The organism is Streptomyces flavotricini (assembly GCF_020639365.1).
Classification (GTDB): domain Bacteria; phylum Actinomycetota; class Actinomycetes; order Streptomycetales; family Streptomycetaceae; genus Streptomyces; species Streptomyces flavotricini.
Window position 1 is genome coordinate 5,903,885 of record NZ_JAINUL010000001.1, and the last position, 15,717, is coordinate 5,919,601.

The 15,717-nt window shown below is 69.9% G+C and carries 14 protein-coding genes; 6 read left to right on the plus strand and 8 right to left on the minus strand.

All coding sequences use genetic code 11. The features are described from left to right. Positions 1-16 precede the first annotated feature (16 nt). From K7B10_RS26855 to K7B10_RS26865, 3 genes are read right to left on the minus strand one after another with little or no spacing between them, the layout of a single operon-like run. Complete coding sequence (locus tag K7B10_RS26855) at positions 17-883, minus strand: metal ABC transporter permease (protein WP_030862537.1); 867 nt, start codon at positions 881-883, stop codon at positions 17-19. Further along, complete coding sequence (locus K7B10_RS26860) at positions 883-1,674, minus strand: metal ABC transporter ATP-binding protein (RefSeq protein ID WP_229339848.1); 792 nt, start codon at positions 1,672-1,674, stop codon at positions 883-885. Before K7B10_RS26860 ends, K7B10_RS26855 begins: the two co-directional genes overlap by 1 nt. A 23-nt stretch (positions 1,675-1,697) precedes the next feature. Then, positions 1,698-2,681, minus strand: a complete 984-nt coding sequence (locus K7B10_RS26865) for a metal ABC transporter substrate-binding protein (RefSeq protein ID WP_229339849.1) — start codon at positions 2,679-2,681, stop codon at positions 1,698-1,700. Positions 2,682-2,836: 155 nt separating this feature from the next. On the opposite strand from K7B10_RS26865, the gene K7B10_RS26870 reads away from it, so the two are divergent. Then, on the plus strand, positions 2,837-4,219 hold the full coding sequence (locus K7B10_RS26870) for a glycine--tRNA ligase (RefSeq protein WP_229339851.1): 1,383 nt from the start codon (positions 2,837-2,839) through the stop codon (positions 4,217-4,219). Between the two features lie 71 nt (positions 4,220-4,290). Here K7B10_RS26870 and K7B10_RS26875 read toward each other — a convergent pair whose 3' ends face one another. The 4 genes from K7B10_RS26875 to K7B10_RS26890 all read right to left on the minus strand — a co-directional run bounded on the left by K7B10_RS26875 (position 4,291) and on the right by K7B10_RS26890 (position 7,212). Next, positions 4,291-4,950, minus strand: a complete 660-nt coding sequence (locus K7B10_RS26875; protein WP_229339853.1) for a VC0807 family protein — start codon at positions 4,948-4,950, stop codon at positions 4,291-4,293. Between the two features lie 216 nt (positions 4,951-5,166). Next, on the minus strand, positions 5,167-5,760 hold the full coding sequence (locus K7B10_RS26880) for a TetR/AcrR family transcriptional regulator (protein WP_229339855.1): 594 nt from the start codon (positions 5,758-5,760) through the stop codon (positions 5,167-5,169). 21 nt (positions 5,761-5,781) lie between these two features. Next, positions 5,782-6,810 (minus strand): aldo/keto reductase, encoded by a 1,029-nt coding sequence (locus K7B10_RS26885; RefSeq protein WP_229339857.1) that lies wholly within the window; start codon positions 6,808-6,810, stop codon positions 5,782-5,784. A 57-nt stretch (positions 6,811-6,867) separates the two neighbouring features. Beyond that, on the minus strand, positions 6,868-7,212 hold the full coding sequence (locus K7B10_RS26890; protein ID WP_229339859.1) for a DoxX family protein: 345 nt from the start codon (positions 7,210-7,212) through the stop codon (positions 6,868-6,870). Between the two features lie 91 nt (positions 7,213-7,303). Here K7B10_RS26890 and K7B10_RS26895 point away from each other — a divergent pair, with 91 nt between their 5' ends. Then, complete coding sequence (locus K7B10_RS26895) at positions 7,304-7,759, plus strand: MarR family winged helix-turn-helix transcriptional regulator (RefSeq protein WP_229339861.1); 456 nt, start codon at positions 7,304-7,306, stop codon at positions 7,757-7,759. 101 nt (positions 7,760-7,860) lie between these two features. Here the strand turns inward: K7B10_RS26895 and K7B10_RS26900 are convergent, their stop codons facing one another. After that, entirely contained in the window at positions 7,861-9,309 is a 1,449-nt protein-coding gene (locus K7B10_RS26900; protein WP_229339863.1) for an MFS transporter, read from the minus strand. A 64-nt stretch (positions 9,310-9,373) separates the two neighbouring features. On the opposite strand from K7B10_RS26900, the gene dusB reads away from it, so the two are divergent. The 4 genes from dusB (at position 9,374) to K7B10_RS26920 (ending at position 15,715) form a co-directional block, all read left to right on the plus strand. Further along, complete coding sequence (gene dusB, locus K7B10_RS26905; protein WP_229339865.1) at positions 9,374-10,516, plus strand: tRNA dihydrouridine synthase DusB; 1,143 nt, start codon at positions 9,374-9,376, stop codon at positions 10,514-10,516. 376 nt (positions 10,517-10,892) lie between these two features. Further along, the gene (gene ppdK, locus K7B10_RS26910) at positions 10,893-13,601 is read left to right on the plus strand and encodes a pyruvate, phosphate dikinase (RefSeq protein ID WP_229339867.1); all 2,709 of its coding nucleotides are present in this window, start codon (positions 10,893-10,895) and stop codon (positions 13,599-13,601) included. 388 nt (positions 13,602-13,989) lie between these two features. Then, entirely contained in the window at positions 13,990-15,042 is a 1,053-nt protein-coding gene (locus K7B10_RS26915) for an ArsR/SmtB family transcription factor (RefSeq protein ID WP_229339869.1), read from the plus strand. A 208-nt stretch (positions 15,043-15,250) separates the two neighbouring features. Beyond that, the gene (locus K7B10_RS26920; RefSeq protein WP_229339871.1) at positions 15,251-15,715 is read left to right on the plus strand and encodes a group III truncated hemoglobin; all 465 of its coding nucleotides are present in this window, start codon (positions 15,251-15,253) and stop codon (positions 15,713-15,715) included. The last annotated feature ends 2 nt before the right edge of the window (positions 15,716-15,717 follow it).

Consider the following 15,717-nt stretch of genomic DNA (forward strand, 5'->3'; position numbering starts at 1 on the left):
TACCTCCCAGATCTGCCTAGACCTTCACATCATCGCGCGTGCAGACCTCTTCGGCGGCGCGGGCCGCGTTCGCGCGGCGCCGGGCCAGTGGCGTGGACAGCGCGGTCATCACCATGAAGACGCCGATGGCGAGCAGCACGATGGTGCCGCCGGAGGGGGCGTCGATGTAGTACGTGAGGGTCGTACCGGAGAGCGAGACCAGCACGCCGATCACCATGGCCACCGACAGGGTGGCGGTGAACCCGCGGGTGACGCGCTGCGCCGCCGCGACCGGGATCACCATCATGGCGCTGACCAGCAGCAGACCGACGATCCGCATGGCCACGGTGACGGTGACGGCGGCGGTGACCGCGATCAGCAGGTTCAGGAAGCGCACCGGCAGTCCGGTGACCCGGGCGAACTCCTCGTCCTGGCAGACGGCGAACAGCTGGCGGCGCAGCCCGAGGGTGACGGCGATGACGAAGGCCGCGAGGATCACGACCGCGGTGACGTCCTCGGCGGAGACCGTGGTGATCGAGCCGAAGAGATAGCTGGTGAGGTTGGCCGTCGAGCCGCCCGGAGCCAGGTTGATGATCATGACGCCGCCCGCCAGGCCGCCGTAGAAGAGCATGGCGAGCGCGATGTCGCCACTGGTCTTGCCGCGGGAGCGGATCAGCTCCATGCCGACCGCGCCGATGACCGCGACCAGGGTCGCCATCCACACCGGGCTCGCGTTGAGCAGGAAACCGAGCGCGACCCCGGTCATGGCGACGTGCCCGATGCCGTCGCCCATGACGGCCTGGCGGCGCTGCACCAGGTACGTGCCGATGGCCGGGGCGGTGACGCCGACCAGGACGGCCGCGAGCAGGGCCCGCTGCATGAAGGCGTAGTCGAGGAGGTCCATCAGCTCAGCAGTCCCGTCCGGAGCGGCTCGGCGCCGTGCGCCGCGTGGGGGTGTACGTGGTCGTGGCCGGGCAGGGCGTGCTGCCCCACGGCCTCGGGGGGCGGGCCGTCGTGGACGACGCAGCCGTCGCGCAGGACGACGGCGCGGTCGATCAGGGGCTCCAGCGGGCCCAGCTCGTGCAGGACGAGCAGGACGGTCGAGCCGGCGGCGACCTGCTCGCGCAGGGCGTTCGCGAGGACCTCCTGGTTGGCGAGGTCCACGCCGGCCATCGGCTCGTCCATGATCAGGAGTTCCGGCTCCACGGCGAGCGCCCGCGCGATGAGCACGCGCTGGTGCTGCCCGCCGGAGAGGGCGTTGACGGAGGCGTCGGCGTACTGGCTCATGTCGACGAGGGCCAGGGCCCGCTCGACGGCCGCCTTGTCGCTCTTGCGTAGGACGCCGAAGCGGGAGCGGGCGAGCCGGCCGGAGGAGACGACCTCGCGGACGGTGGCCGGGACCCCGCTGGCGGCGGTGGTGCGCTGCGGGACGTACCCGATGCGCGACCAGGCGCGGAAGCGGTTGAAGTCCGTGCCGAACAGCGCCAGTTCGCCGTCCGAGAGCGGGACCTGTCCCACGATCGCGCGCACGGCCGTGGACTTGCCGGAGCCGTTGGCGCCGAGCAGGGCGACGACCTCGCCGCGCCGGACGGTGAGGTCGACCCCGCGCAGCACGGGGCGCGAGCCGAGCGAGGCCGTGGCCCCGCGCAGGGATATGACGGGCTGGTCCGCTGCCTCCGCGGGCTGGGACTCCATGGCACGCGCCTCCGTTACTGCCATTACTTGCTACCGAGCGCCTTCTGCAGGTTCTTCAGGTTGGACCGCATGACCTCGAAGTAGTCAGCGCCCTGGGACTTGTCGGTGATTCCCTCGAGCGGGTCGAGGACGTCGGTCTTCAGGCCCGTGTCGGTGGCGAGCGACTTGGCCGTCTTGTCGCTGGCCAGCGTCTCGAAGAACACGGTCGAGACATTGTCCTTCTTCGCGACGGCCTGGAGCTCCTTCATGCGGGCCGGGCTCGGCTCGGACTCGGGGTCGACGCCGGAGATGCCCTCCTGGTCGAGGCCGTAGCGCTCGGCGAGGTAGCCGAAGGCGGAGTGCGTGGTGATGAAGGTCTTGGTCGCGGTGTTCTGCAGGCCGTTCTTGAACTCCGTGTCGAGCGCGGTCAGCTTGCCGAGCAGCTCGTCGGTGTTCTTGCGGTAGTCCGCCGCGTGGTCCGGGTCGGCCTTCTCCAGGGCCGCGCCGACGCCCTTGGCGACCTCGGCGTACTTCACCGGGTCCAGCCAGACGTGCGGGTCCTCGCCGGCCTCGCCGTGAGCGTGGTCGTGGCCCTCCTCGCCGGCGGTGTGGCCCTCCTCGCCCTCGTGGGCGTGGTCGTGGCCGGAGGAGCCGTGGACTTCCAGCTCGGTGAGCTTGGCGGCGTCGACGACGTGCTTCACGCCGGACTGGGCGACGGCCTTGTCGACGGCGGGCTGCAGGCCCTTGAGGTAGAGGACGACATCGGATTCGCCCAGCTGCCCGGTCTGCTTCGGGGTGATCTCCAGGTCGTGCGGTTCGACGCCCGGCTTGGTCAGGGTGTCGACCTTCACGTGGTCCTTGCCGATCTGTTCCGCCAGGAACTGCATCGGGTAGAACGACGACATGACGTCCAGCTTGCCGTCCTTGCCGCTTCCCGCTCCGGCTCCGGAGCAGGCGGTGAGGGCCGTGGCGCCGAGGGCTACGGCTCCGGCGAGGGCGGCGGTGGGTATGAGGCGTCGTACGTTCATGACATCCATTTTCATCAAAGATGGAAACGATTGTCAAAAACCCAGGTGAGGAGCCCGGGGACGGTGCCGTGGAAGGGGAACCGATTTGAAAGGGGGGGTGCGGGCGCCGGTAACCTAAAGCCTTCGCCGTTCGTCCTCGTAATGAAGAGAGCACCGTGGCCGCCGACAAGATCGAAACCATCGTCAGCCTGAGCAAGCGCCGTGGCTTCGTTTTCCCGTGCAGTGACATCTACGGCGGCTCCAAGGCCGCCTGGGACTACGGTCCGCTCGGTGTCGAGCTCAAGGAGAACATCAAGCGCCAGTGGTGGAAGGCCATGGTCACCGGGCGCGAGGACATCGTCGGCCTCGACTCTTCCGTGATCCTGGCCCCCGAGGTCTGGGTGGCCTCCGGTCACGTCGCGACCTTCTCGGACCCGCTGACCGAGTGCACCTCCTGCCACAAGCGCCACCGCGCCGACCACCTGGAAGAGGCGTACGAGGCCAAGCACGGCCGCCTCCCCGAGAACGGTCTCGCCGACATCAACTGCCCCAACTGTGGTGTGAAGGGTCAGTTCACCGAGCCGAAGCAGTTCTCCGGCATGCTGGAGACCCACCTCGGCCCGACCCAGGACACCGGCTCGAAGGCGTACCTGCGCCCCGAGACCGCCCAGGGCATCTTCACCAACTACGCCCACGTGCAGACCACCGCGCGCAAGAAGCCCCCGTTCGGCATCGCGCAGATGGGCAAGTCCTTCCGCAACGAGATCACTCCGGGCAACTTCATCTTCCGCACGCGCGAGTTCGAGCAGATGGAGATGGAGTTCTTCGTCAAGCCGGGCGAGGACGAGCAGTGGCAGGAGTACTGGATGCAGGAGCGGTGGAACTGGTACCGCGACCTCGGCATCCGCGAGGAGAACATCCGCTGGTACGAGCACCCGAAGGAGAAGCTGTCCCACTACTCGAAGCGCACCGCCGACATCGAGTACCGCTTCAACTTCGGTGGCAACGAGTTCTCCGAGCTGGAGGGCGTCGCCAACCGCACCGACTTCGACCTGAAGGCGCACTCCGCGGCCTCCGGCCAGGAGCTCGTCTACTTCGACCAGGAGACGAAGGAGAAGTACACCCCGTACGTCATCGAGCCGGCGGCCGGCGTGAACCGCGCGATGCTCGCCTTCATGCTCGACGCGTTCAACGAGGACGAGGCCCCGAACGCCAAGGGCGTCATGGAGAAGCGCACCGTGATGCGCTTCGACCCGCGCCTGGCCCCGGTCAAGGTCGCCGTCCTGCCGCTGTCCCGTAACGCGCAGCTGTCGCCGAAGGCCAAGGGCCTGGCCGCCGACCTGCGCAAGTTCTGGAACATCGAGTTCGACGACGCGGGCGCCATCGGCCGCCGCTACCGCCGCCAGGACGAGATCGGTACGCCGTTCTGCGTCACCGTCGACTTCGACACCCTGGACGACAACGCGGTGACCGTGCGCGAGCGCGACACCATGAAGCAGGAGCGCGTCTCCCTGGACCAGATCCAGAGCTACCTCGGCAGCCGTCTGCTCGGCTGCTAGCTCTCGCTCGAAAGGCCGGTGGCCCGGTGCGCGGATCGCGCACCGGGCCACCGGCCTTTTCCGTACGGGGCTCAGGCGGTGAGGCCACCGGCCTGTCCGTCCGCGGCAGCCGCAGCGTCCGCGGCGGCCCGCTTCTCGCCCTCCGCCTTGGTGCGCTTGACGAAACGGACCGTCCAGAAGGCCAGGCCGCCGAGCGTTCCGTAGATCATGAACGGGCTGAGGGTCACCATGGCGGAGGTGTCCAGGACGAACGACAGGGCGATGCGCACCGCCGCCTCGATGAGGTAGACCACGCCCCAGACCAGGGTCATGCGGCGCTGAGCGTCGCGGAAACCCTCGAACCGCCACAGGCCGTTGTAGTAGGCGACGCCCGCCGCGGTGCCGTCCGTGCCGAACTTCCGGCCGAAGTAGAACATCAGCGGACGCGGTGCGAGCAGCGTGGCCAGGCACAGGACCCCGAAGAGGCCCGTGACGACCGAGTCCTTGACCAGCAGGGCCTCCGTGGACCGGGCGCCCACGAGGGAGACCACGGCGGTGATCACCAAGAACACCAGGGTGACGATGGCGAACTCGTCGAGCTTGCGCCGCCAGGCCACCATGACGGCGCTGTCGAGCACCGGCCAGGCGCCGCTGGCCAGCAGAGCGGAGGCTTCGCTCCAGCCGTGGTCGTCCACGAGGGTGTTGTACGTGATGATCGGTGCCACCACGTTCAGCGCGATGGTCAGGATCAAGCCGATCGCAGCGGCGCCGCCTGAACGGGCCGGAGGCGCGGGCTGCGCTGCCTGAGCGGGTTGAGCAGGTTGAGCGGACAAGATTCCCCCTGGGACGTGCCTGATGAAGTGCGGTAGGGGGAACGTATGGAATTTGACGGGGTACGGACAAGGCGGTCCCACCCCAAATGATCATCAAGTCGTTCGGAGCGGCTCGTTCCGGACGTTCTCGACCGGTCAGGCGCGCAGGCCCCGGATCACGAGCGCGGTGACCGCCTCGAACTCCGTGATGATCGTGGGCCTCAGCCACTCCGCGGCGTACTGCGGATCGTGGAACCGGCCGGTGGCGTCGAACACCGCCCGGGCGGCTGCCGGTACGTCGGGCGCGCTGAGCGAGCCCGCCTCGACTCCCTCCGCGATGATCCGGCCCAGCTGCTCGATCAGCTGGTGCAGGTGCTGGTCCACCACGTCGCTGTTCTCGGCGAGCAGCACCGTGTACGTCGCGAACAGCTCCGGGTCGTCACCCGCCTTGTGGCGCTTGGCCTCGAAGAGCGCCTCCAGCCACGCCTCCAGCTTGGAGGGCCCCGTGCCGCCGGGGGCCGACGTGATCTCTTCCAGGCGGACGACGTTCTTGGTGAGCCAGCGCTCCGTGACGGCCTCGCGCAGTGCCGCCTTCGACGGGAAGTGCCGGTACACGCTGCCGTGGCTGACGCCCAGGGCGCGGGCCACGTCCACCACGGTCGCCTTGGTGGGGCCGAAGCGGCGCAGCACCTCCTCGGTGGTCTCGAGGATGCGCTCGGGTGTCAGGGGCTCGGCAGCAGCGGGGGGCATGAGTACGACCGTACCGCCCGCTCAGTGCTCGCTGTCGAGGTGGGCCATCTGCGCTGCCGGGTACCGCTCGCCGGCCGCTGCTCCCGCCGGGACCGCCTCCTCGATGGCCGCCAGGTCCGCCTCGGTCAGCTCCACGGCCATGGCACCCAGTGCCTCGGCCAGTCTGTCCCGACGGCGGGCTCCCACCAGCGGCACGATGTCCTCGCCGCGCGAGAGCACCCAGGCGATGGCGGTCTGGGCGACGCTGACCCCCTTGTCCTGCGCGATCTTGCGCAGGGCGTCGACCAGGTCGAGATTGCGCTGCAGGTTCTCGCCCTGGAAACGGGGGCTCATTCCGCGGAAGTCGCCGGGCGCCAGCTCCCGGTCGCGGCTGAAGTGCCCGCTGATCAGGCCGCGGCTCAGCACTCCGTACGCCGTGATCCCGATGCCCAGCTCACGGGCGGTCGGCAGGATCTCCGCCTCGATGCCGCGGGAGATGAGCGAGTACTCGATCTGGAGGTCCGAGATCGGCGCCACGGCCGCGGCCCGGCGCAGGGTGTCCGCACCGACCTCGGAGAGGCCGATGTGGCGTACGTGCCCGGCCTCGACGGCCTCGGCGATGGCGCCGACGGTCTCCTCGATCGGGACGGACGGGTCGACGCGGGCGATCCGGTAGACGTCGATGTGGTCCCGGCCCAGGCGCTGGAGCGAGTAGGCCAGGAAGTTCTTGACGGCCTCGGGGCGGCCGTCATAGCCGGTGAAGCCGCCCTCGACGGTGCGCAGGGCGCCGAACTTCACGCTGATCAGGGCCTGCTCGCGGGCCGCGGCGGGCGCGGTGCGCAGGGCTTCGCCGATCAGCATCTCGTTGTGCCCCATGCCGTAGAAATCCCCGGTGTCGAGCAGTGCGCTCGCGCTGTCGGGGACGGCGTCCAGGTACGCGTGGATGGTCGCGAGGGACTCGGTGCGGTCGGCCTCCCCGTACAAGGCGGACATGCCCATGCAGCCCAGCCCCAGCGGGAAGACGGAGGGGCCGGTCGAGCCGAGGGTGCGGGTGTTCTCGTTCGTGGTCATGGAGCAACCTTGGCATGACGGGTGACAGATTTCAATATCTGTCACCCGTCAGGGTGGCTATGCCGCCACCCGCAGGGCCAGCGCCGCCGCCGCGACCAGGGCGAGGATGGCCGCCGGGGCCAGTTCGAAGTCCTTGACGCGCAGGTGGCTGATGACGGCGCCGATGAAGTAGAGCGTCACGCCGACGGCGGCGGCCACGCCCAGCGGCGTCACCCACAGGCCCGCGACCAGGCCTGTCGCGCCCGCCGCCTTCAGGGCGGCCAGCCGCGGCAGCCAGGCGTCCGGGACCTCCACCTTCCGCATGCTCGCCATGACCGCCTCGTTCCGCTGGAGCGTGAAGGTGGCGGACGCGGTCAGGGCGAGTGCGAGCAGACCGGCGACGACGGCGTAGGCAATGAACATGATGGACTCCAATGATCGGTAATGTCGAATCATTGAACAACATCAACGATCGAAACTCTGCAACCATTCCTCGATTGTTACGATGTCCGATATGACGGCAGCTCAGGACTCCCCGCACCCCCCGCAGCGACTGGGCCTGCTGCTGGCCTGGCACGGCTCGATCACCGAGACCCGCATGAAGAAGGCGCTCAGCACGGCCGGGCTCACCCCGCGGCACGCGATGACGCTGATGCACCTGGAGGACGGCCCCATCGGCCAGCGGGCGCTCGCCGAGCGGCTGGAGGTGGATCCGAGCGTGCTGGTCGGCATCCTGAACGACCTGGAGGGCGAGGGCCTCGCCGTCCGCCGCCGGGATCCGGCGGACCGCCGCCGTCACAACGTGGCCATCACCGAGGCCGGATCGAGTGCCCTCGCCAAGACGAACGCGGCGCTCGACGAGGTCGAGCTCTCGCTGTTCTCGGCGTTCTCGCAGCAGGATCAGGACGCCCTGCGCACGCTGCTGGGCCGGATCGACTCGAACGCCGAACACTTCGAATGCGGCGAGTAGGCGCCCGGGACGGGCGCCCCGGACGGTCCCCACGGCCTGTCCTGCGGATCAAGGCCGGATGGTCCTCAAGGCCGGATGGGCCCCGGGCCCCGTCTTCCGGATCAGCCGCGCGGTGGAGCCGAGGTCCGTGACGGGCCCGCGGCCTGCTCCAGCGTGCGGGCCGTCCGCGCCGCCGTCGCCATGGCCCACCGGCCACTGGTCGCGGCGCCCACCACGAGCGCGAGCAGTCCGCAGCCCGTGATGATCCACCAGGCCGGCCGCGCCGCCTCGACGAAATCGGCGCCGCCCGCCGTCCCCGCCGCCAGGACCGCGCCGATCACGGCCACGCCCAGCGTGCCGCCGGTCTGCCGGCTGGTCGAGGCGACCGCGGCCGCCACCCCCGCCTGAGCCCGGGGCATCCCGGAGACCGCCGTGTTCGTGATGGGCGCGTTCACCATGCCGAAGCCGAGTCCGAACAGCACGTACGCGGTGAACAGCAGCGGCGTCGAGGTCTCCGCCGAGAAGGCGGCGAACAGCACCCCGCTCGCCGCCATCGCCGTCCCCGCGATCAGCAGCGACGGCCGCGGCCCCCGATTGCCGACCAGGCGGCCCGACAGCGGGGCGCAGACGAAGGTGAGCAGGGCCATCGGCAGCATGTAGAGCCCCGCCTCGAGCGCGCTGAGCCCCCGTACGTCCTGCAGGTACAGGGTGTTCAGGAACAGGAACCCCGACAGCGCTGCGAAGGCGCCGATCGCGATCACCGTCGCGCCGCTGAAGGGAGCGCTCCGGAAGAACCGCGGGTCGATCAGCGGCTCCGCCCGCCGCGGCTCGTAGAGCAGCAGCCCCGCCAGCGAGGCCACGGCCAGGGCGGCGCAGCCGAGGATGACGGGAGAGCTCCAGCCGGCGCTCGGCGCCTCGATGATCCCGTACGTCATGGAGCCCAGCAGGGCCATGACCAGCAGCTGGCCCACCGGGTCCGGGCGGCGCGGGCGCGCGGCCCGGGACTCGGGGACGAACCGCAGGGTCAGCGCCAGCGCCAGCAGCCCGATGGGGAGGTTGATCCAGAAAATGGACCGCCACCCGACGGACTCCACCAGGAGCCCGCCGATCAGCGGTCCCACGGCCATGGAGATGCCGACCACCGCGCCCCAGGCGCCGATGGCCCGGGCCCGTTCGCGCGGATCCGTGAAGGTGTTGGTGATGATCGACATGGCGACCGGGTTGAGCATCGAGCCGCCCACGGCCTGGACCATCCGGAAGGCGATCAGCCACTCCAGCGTCGGTGCCAGCGAGCAGAGCAGCGAGCCGGCCGTGAAGAACACGAGGCCCACGCTGAAGACCCGGCGGCGCCCGATCCGGTCCGCCGTGGAGCCCGCCAGCATCAGCAGCGAGGCCAGGACCAGCGTGTACGCGTCGATCGTCCACTGCATGCCGGAGACCGAGGCGCCCAGCTCACGGCGCATCGAGGGCAGTGCGACGTTCAGGACGGTCACGTCGAGGCTGACGATGAGCAGGCTCATGCAGCAGATCGCCAGGACCAGCATCCGCCGCCGGCGGCTCAACTCCGACATGGTTCCGATAGTACGCCTAACTAAAGAGATGCGTGCTCCCCTCCGGCTGGGCGACAATGGGGGGATGACCACGCTCCCTCCGCCGCTCGCGATCGGCCCGCACACCGTGCAGCCCCCCGTGGTGCTCGCCCCCATGGCCGGCATCACCAATGCCCCGTTCCGCACCCTCTGCCGGGAGTTCAGCGGCGGCAAGGGACTGTTCGTGAGCGAGATGATCACGACCCGCGCCCTGGTCGAGCGCAACGAGAAGACCATGCAGCTGATCCACTTCGACGAGATCGAGAAGCCTCGCTCGATCCAGCTGTACGGAGTCGACCCGGCGACGGTCGGCAAGGCGGTCCGCATGATCGTCGAAGAGGACCGCGCCGACCACATCGACCTCAACTTCGGCTGCCCGGTGCCCAAGGTGACCCGCAAGGGCGGCGGTTCCGCCCTCCCGTACAAGCGGAACCTGCTGCGCGCGATCCTGCGCGAGGCGGTCGCGGGCGCCGGCGACCTGCCGGTCACCATGAAGATGCGCAAGGGCATCAACGACGACCACCTCACCTACCTGGACGCCGGCCGCATCGCCGTCGAGGAGGGCGTCACCGCCATCGCCCTGCACGGGCGCACCACCGCCCAGCACTACGGCGGCACCGCCGACTGGGACGCCATCGCGCGGCTCAAGGAGCACGTGCCGGAGATCCCCGTGCTCGGCAACGGCGACATCTGGTGCGCCGAGGACGCGCTGCGCATGGTCCGCGAGACCGGCTGCGACGGAGTGGTCGTGGGTCGCGGCTGCCTCGGCCGTCCGTGGCTGTTCAACGACCTGGTCGCGGCCTTCGAGGGGCGCCCCGAGGACTTCCACAAGCCCACGCTGCGCGAGGTCGCGGGCACCATGCACCGGCACGCCCAGCTGCTGGGGGAGTGGATCGGCGACGAGGCGCGCGGGGTGATCGACTTCCGTAAGCACGTGGCCTGGTACCTCAAGGGCTTCTCGGTGGGTTCCGAGATGCGGAAGAAGCTCGCGGTCACCTCGTCCCTGGCCGAGCTGAACGCTCATCTGAGCGAGCTCGACCTGGACCAGGCGTGGCCCGAGAGCGCGGACGGCCCGCGCGGCCGGACGTCCGGAAACAACCGGGTTGTCCTCCCGGATGGCTGGCTGAAGGATCCGTACGACTGCGCGGGCGTGAGCGAGGACGCCGAACTGGACGCGTCCGGGGGCTGAGAATCAGCTGACAAACTATGCCACCAGCGGCGTGACATACGCCACGCATGGGTGGGGTTGCGCTCACATGAGCGCGAAAATCACGGGTAAGACTTCCAAAGGGTGGCACTGGGTGCCACCCTTTGTCTGTTCAAGACTTGAACGCAAATGTATCGATGATCGCTCATCCGAGCGGGAACAAGCCCTAAGAGGCCCTTCCGGTTTCGGGAGGTGAACGCTCTTCGTATGTTCTGGCTACCCAGCGGTTACTTTCGATCTGGTGGCGCACGAGTGGTTACAGGCACATGACGGCCAAGTGGACGTACCCAGAAGCCTTCGATCTGGGTATGTTCCTGGCCGTCAGGGCAGCCACCGAGTCCTCGAGGAGTCGAGACCCGTGTCGGAAAACAAAGATCAGAAGTTCGTCTACGACTTCACCGAGGGAAACCGCGACCTCAAGGACCTTCTCGGCGGCAAGGGGGCCAACCTCGCCGAGATGACCAACCTGGGTCTGCCGGTCCCTCCCGGCTTCACCATCACCACCGAGGCCTGCAAGGTCTACCTCGCCAGCGGTGAGGCCCCGGCCGCGCTGCGCGACGAGGTCAGCGCCCACCTGGCGGCCCTCGAGGCGAAGATGGGCAAGAAGCTCGGCCAGTCGGACGACCCGCTGCTGGTCTCCGTGCGTTCCGGTGCCAAGTTCTCCATGCCCGGCATGATGGACACGGTCCTCAACATCGGCCTCTCCGACGAGTCCGTGGCCGGCCTCGCCGCCCAGGCCGGCAACGAGCGCTTCGCGTGGGACTCGTACCGCCGCCTCATCCAGATGTTCGGCAAGACCGTGCTCGGCGTCGAGGGCGAGCTCTTCGAGGAAGCCCTCGACGAGGCCAAGGCCGCCAAGAAGGTCACCGTCGACACCGACCTCGACGCCGCCGACCTCAAGAAGCTGGTCACCCGCTTCAAGAAGATCGTCGCCAAGCAGGCCGGCCGCGAGTTCCCGCAGGACGCCCGCGAGCAGCTCGACCTCGCCGTCGAGGCGGTCTTCAACTCCTGGAACACCGACCGCGCCAAGCTCTACCGCCGCCAGGAGCGCATCCCGAGCGACCTGGGCACCGCGGTCAACATCTGCTCCATGGTCTTCGGCAACCTGGGCCCCGACTCCGGCACCGGCGTCGCCTTCACCCGCGACCCGGCCAGCGGCCACGCGGGCGTCTACGGCGACTACCTGCAGAACGCCCAGGGCGAGGACGTCGTCGCGGGCATCCGCAACACCGTCCCGCTGGCGGACCTGGAGTCGATCGACAAGGCTTCGTACGACCAGCTCATGACGATCATGACGACGCTGGAGACCCACTACAAGGATCTCTGCGACATCGAGTTCACCATCGAGCGCGGCCAGCTGTGGATGCTGCAGACCCGCGTCGGCAAGCGCACCGCCGGCGCCGCCTTCCGCATCGCCACCCAGCTCGTGGACCAGGGCCTGATCGACGAGGCCGAGGCGCTCCAGCGCGTCAACGGCGCCCAGCTCGCGCAGCTGATGTTCCCGCGCTTCGACGAGGGCGCCGCCACCGAGCTGCTCGGCCGCGGCATCGCCGCCTCCCCGGGCGCGGCCGTCGGCAAGGCCGTCTTCGACTCCTACACGGCCGTCAAGTGGTCGCGCTCCGGCGAGAAGGTCATCCTGATCCGCCGCGAGACCAACCCGGACGACCTGGACGGCATGATCGCCGCCGAGGGCATCCTGACCTCGCGCGGCGGCAAGACCTCGCACGCCGCCGTCGTGGCCCGCGGCATGGGCAAGACCTGCGTCTGCGGCGCCGAGGACCTCGAGGTCGACACCAAGCGCCGCCGGATGACGGTCGGCGGCACGGTGATCGAGGAGGGCGACGTCGTCTCCATCGACGGCTCCACCGGCAAGGTCTACCTCGGTGAGGTACCCGTCGTACCGTCCCCGGTCGTCGAGTACTTCGAGGGCCGCATGCACGCCGGCGCCGACGACGCCGACGAGCTGGTCCAGGCCGTCCACCGGATCATGGCCTACGCGGACCGCGTCCGCCGGCTGCGGGTGCGCGCCAACGCCGACAACGCCGAGGACGCGCTGCGCGCCCGCCGCTTCGGCGCCCAGGGCATCGGCCTGTGCCGCACCGAACACATGTTCCTCGGCGAGCGCCGCGAACTGGTCGAGCACCTGATCCTCGCGGACACCGACAAGGAGCGCGAGGAGGCACTGAGTGCCCTCCTGCCGCTCCAGAAGAAGGACTTCGTCGAGCTGTTCGAGGCGATGGACGGACTGCCCGTCACCGTCCGCCTCCTCGACCCGCCGCTGCACGAGTTCCTGCCCGACATCACCGAGCTGTCGGTGCGCGTCGCCCTCGCCGAGGCCCGCAAGGACGCCAACGAGAACGACCTGCGCCTGCTCCAGGCCGTGCACAAGCTGCACGAGCAGAACCCGATGCTGGGTCTGCGCGGTGTCCGCCTCGGTCTGGTCATCCCCGGTCTGTTCGCCATGCAGGTCCGGGCGATCGCCGAGGCCGCGGCCGAGCGCAAGAACGCCAAGGGCGACCCGCGCGCCGAGATCATGGTCCCGCTCGTGGGCACCGTCCAGGAGCTGGAGATCGTCCGGGAAGAGGCCGACGCGGTCATCGCCGAGGTCGAGGCCGCCACGGGCACCAGCCTCAAGCTGTCCATCGGCACGATGATCGAGCTGCCGCGCGCCGCCCTGACCGCCGGCCAGATCGCCGAGGCCGCGCAGTTCTTCTCCTTCGGCACGAACGACCTGACCCAGACGGTGTGGGGCTTCTCCCGCGACGACGTCGAGGCCAGCTTCTTCACCGCGTACCTGGAGAAGGGCATCTTCGGGGTCTCGCCGTTCGAGACCATCGACAAGGACGGTGTCGGCGCCCTGGTCCGCAGCGCGGTCCAGGCCGGCCGGGAGACCCGCCCCGACCTCAAGCTCGGCGTCTGCGGCGAGCACGGCGGCGACCCCGAGTCCGTCCACTTCTTCCACGAGGTGGGTCTCGACTACGTCTCCTGCTCGCCCTTCCGGATTCCGGTGGCGCGTCTGGAGGCCGGCCGTGCCGCCGCCGAGGCGAAGGGCAGCGACAGCCGCTGAGTCCCTCCAGGCCTGACACGGCCCGCTGACTGCGCGTCCGCCCCCGGGTTCCCTGACCCCCGAGGGCGGACGCGCCTCTTTTTGTTGTTCAACAAATCTTTACGCCAGCAGGCGGTGGACGGATCCCCACCCGTCCACCGCCTGCCGGCAATCTGCCAGGCACGTCGGCGCTTCCCGGTGCGACCGACCGCCAGGCCCCGCAAAGCCCCCCACGGCCTTCACGGAGCGTTTCGGTCGCACCGGAGTGTGCCTGGCGGAGTACAGGATTTCGGTTGTCACGCCCCCGCCGAAAGGGGTTTCAACTGTGGCCGAAAGGGCGTGGTGACGTCGTGTGACGGCATGCATACTCATGGGGCGGGGGGATTGCGGTTGCACAGGTGGGGGTTCGGTGCTGCGTATCCATTTCACTGGAGTGGACCTGGCACGCGTACGGATGGCAGGGCGTCCCGATGCGTTGTGGGAAACGATTCTGAGTTTTCACCGCTTAAGAGACCGGCGTGATGCCCGGCTCTTCGGTGAATGGCGTACGGAAACCCGGAGCAGGTTGAATAGTGAAACACGTTTGCTCGGTGCGCTCATACCGAGTCGTGGTTATTTTCCCGATTTCCTGACCCCTGTGGAGGGGCAGTACGGGTGGGACGTGGGCCTGGACGCCCTGCGCGGGATCCGTCCCGAGCGGATGCGGCGCGAGCTGGCGCTGCTGGGCGCGGGCACCGGTGTCGGGGCCGCCTTCGGCATGCCCGCGACCGTCAGCGGGGGCGCCGACGCGCCGGTCCCGCGGCGGCTGCGGGACTTCATGGAGGGCGGCACCAAGCACCTGCCGAGACTGCTGGGCGAGCTGCGCGGCTACCACCGGGTGGCCGTGGAGCCGTACTGGACCCACATCCAGGCCCAGATCGAGGCCGAGCGGGCCGCGCGCGGCCGGGCCCTGCTGGACGGGGGCGCGGACGAGCTGCTGGCCTCGCTGCCGCCGATGCTGCGCTGGCGGGCGCCGGTCCTGGAGTGCGACTACCCGGTGGACCGCGACGTACGGCTGCGCGGGCGCGGGCTGCTGCTCCAGCCGTCGTTCTTCTGCCGGCGCACCGCAGTGACCCTGCACGACCCGGAGCTGCCGCCGGTGCTGGTCTACCCGGCGGCGGCGCAGCTGGCCTCGGCCTCCGCCGCGGGTGAATCGATTCGCCCCCTGGAGGAGCAGCGCCAGCGCACGCTGGGCAAGCTCGTCGGGCACACCCGCTCGGTGGTGCTGCGGGCCATCGGTGACGGGGCCACCACCAGCGAGCTGGCCCGCCGGGCCGGGGTCTCGCTGGCCTCCGCGAGCCAGCACGCCTGCGTGATGCGCGAGGCGGGCCTGGTGACCACCCTGCGCCGGGGCAACGCCGTGCTGCACACCGTGACCCCGCTGGGGGCCGCGCTGCTGAAGGGCGGCGCGGTGGCCTCCTAGGACAGGTCCCGGCCGGTCCCGGCCGTCCGGCCGGCCCTGCCGGTCGTCGAGGGCCCCCGGACCGGCCGTACGGGTCGGGGGTCGCCCGGCGGCCGGTCCGCGGGCGGCCGCTTCGCGGGCAACCGGTTCGCCCGCGGTCCGCACGAAGTGACGAACGGCGGGACTTTCCGCCCTGGAACACCCCCGCGTGCGCCAGGATGGTGAAGCCATGAACCAGTTCGCTGCGGACAACGACATCTGCGGCCGCGCCGATCTCACCGTCGTGCTGCGCCGCTTCTACACCGCCGCTTTCGCCGACCGGCGGATCGGGCCGTTCTTCACCGAGATCGCCGGCACGGACCTGGAGGTCCATCTGCCCCGCATCACGGATTTCTGGGAGCGGGCCCTGTTCCGCACGGCCGGTTACGGGCGCGACGCCTTCGGCCCGCACGCCGCCCTCCACACGGCGCGGGCGATGACCGCCGAGGACTTCGGGCGCTGGGTCCAGCTGTGGAACGCCGCCGTCGACGGCCTGCACCGGGGGCCGAACGCGGAGCGGGCCAAGGCGACCGGCGAGCGGATCGCCCTGGCCCTGCACAAGCGGCTGGCCGGGGAGGACCCCGCACTGCTCCGGCGGGAGGACACCCGGGGCTTCGTCCCACTGGCCGCCCTGGAGCTGCGCTCACCGGCCTGACC

Excerpts from the sequence above, each read along its gene's own strand:
- dusB (WP_229339865.1), top strand. The coding sequence starts at position 9,374 with ATGACCACGCTCCCTCCGCCGCTCGCGATCGGCCCGCACACCGTGCAG.
- K7B10_RS26860 (WP_229339848.1), bottom strand. The coding sequence starts at position 1,674 with ATGGAGTCCCAGCCCGCGGAGGCAGCGGACCAGCCCGTCATATCCCTG.
- K7B10_RS26885 (WP_229339857.1), bottom strand. The coding sequence starts at position 6,810 with ATGACCACGAACGAGAACACCCGCACCCTCGGCTCGACCGGCCCCTCC.
- K7B10_RS26890 (WP_229339859.1), bottom strand. The coding sequence starts at position 7,212 with ATGTTCATTGCCTACGCCGTCGTCGCCGGTCTGCTCGCACTCGCCCTG.
- K7B10_RS26855 (WP_030862537.1), bottom strand. The coding sequence starts at position 883 with ATGGACCTCCTCGACTACGCCTTCATGCAGCGGGCCCTGCTCGCGGCC.
- K7B10_RS26880 (WP_229339855.1), bottom strand. The coding sequence starts at position 5,760 with ATGCCCCCCGCTGCTGCCGAGCCCCTGACACCCGAGCGCATCCTCGAG.
- K7B10_RS26865 (WP_229339849.1), bottom strand. The coding sequence starts at position 2,681 with ATGAACGTACGACGCCTCATACCCACCGCCGCCCTCGCCGGAGCCGTA.
- K7B10_RS26920 (WP_229339871.1), top strand. The coding sequence starts at position 15,251 with ATGAACCAGTTCGCTGCGGACAACGACATCTGCGGCCGCGCCGATCTC.
- K7B10_RS26900 (WP_229339863.1), bottom strand. The coding sequence starts at position 9,309 with ATGTCGGAGTTGAGCCGCCGGCGGCGGATGCTGGTCCTGGCGATCTGC.
- K7B10_RS26895 (WP_229339861.1), top strand. The coding sequence starts at position 7,304 with ATGACGGCAGCTCAGGACTCCCCGCACCCCCCGCAGCGACTGGGCCTG.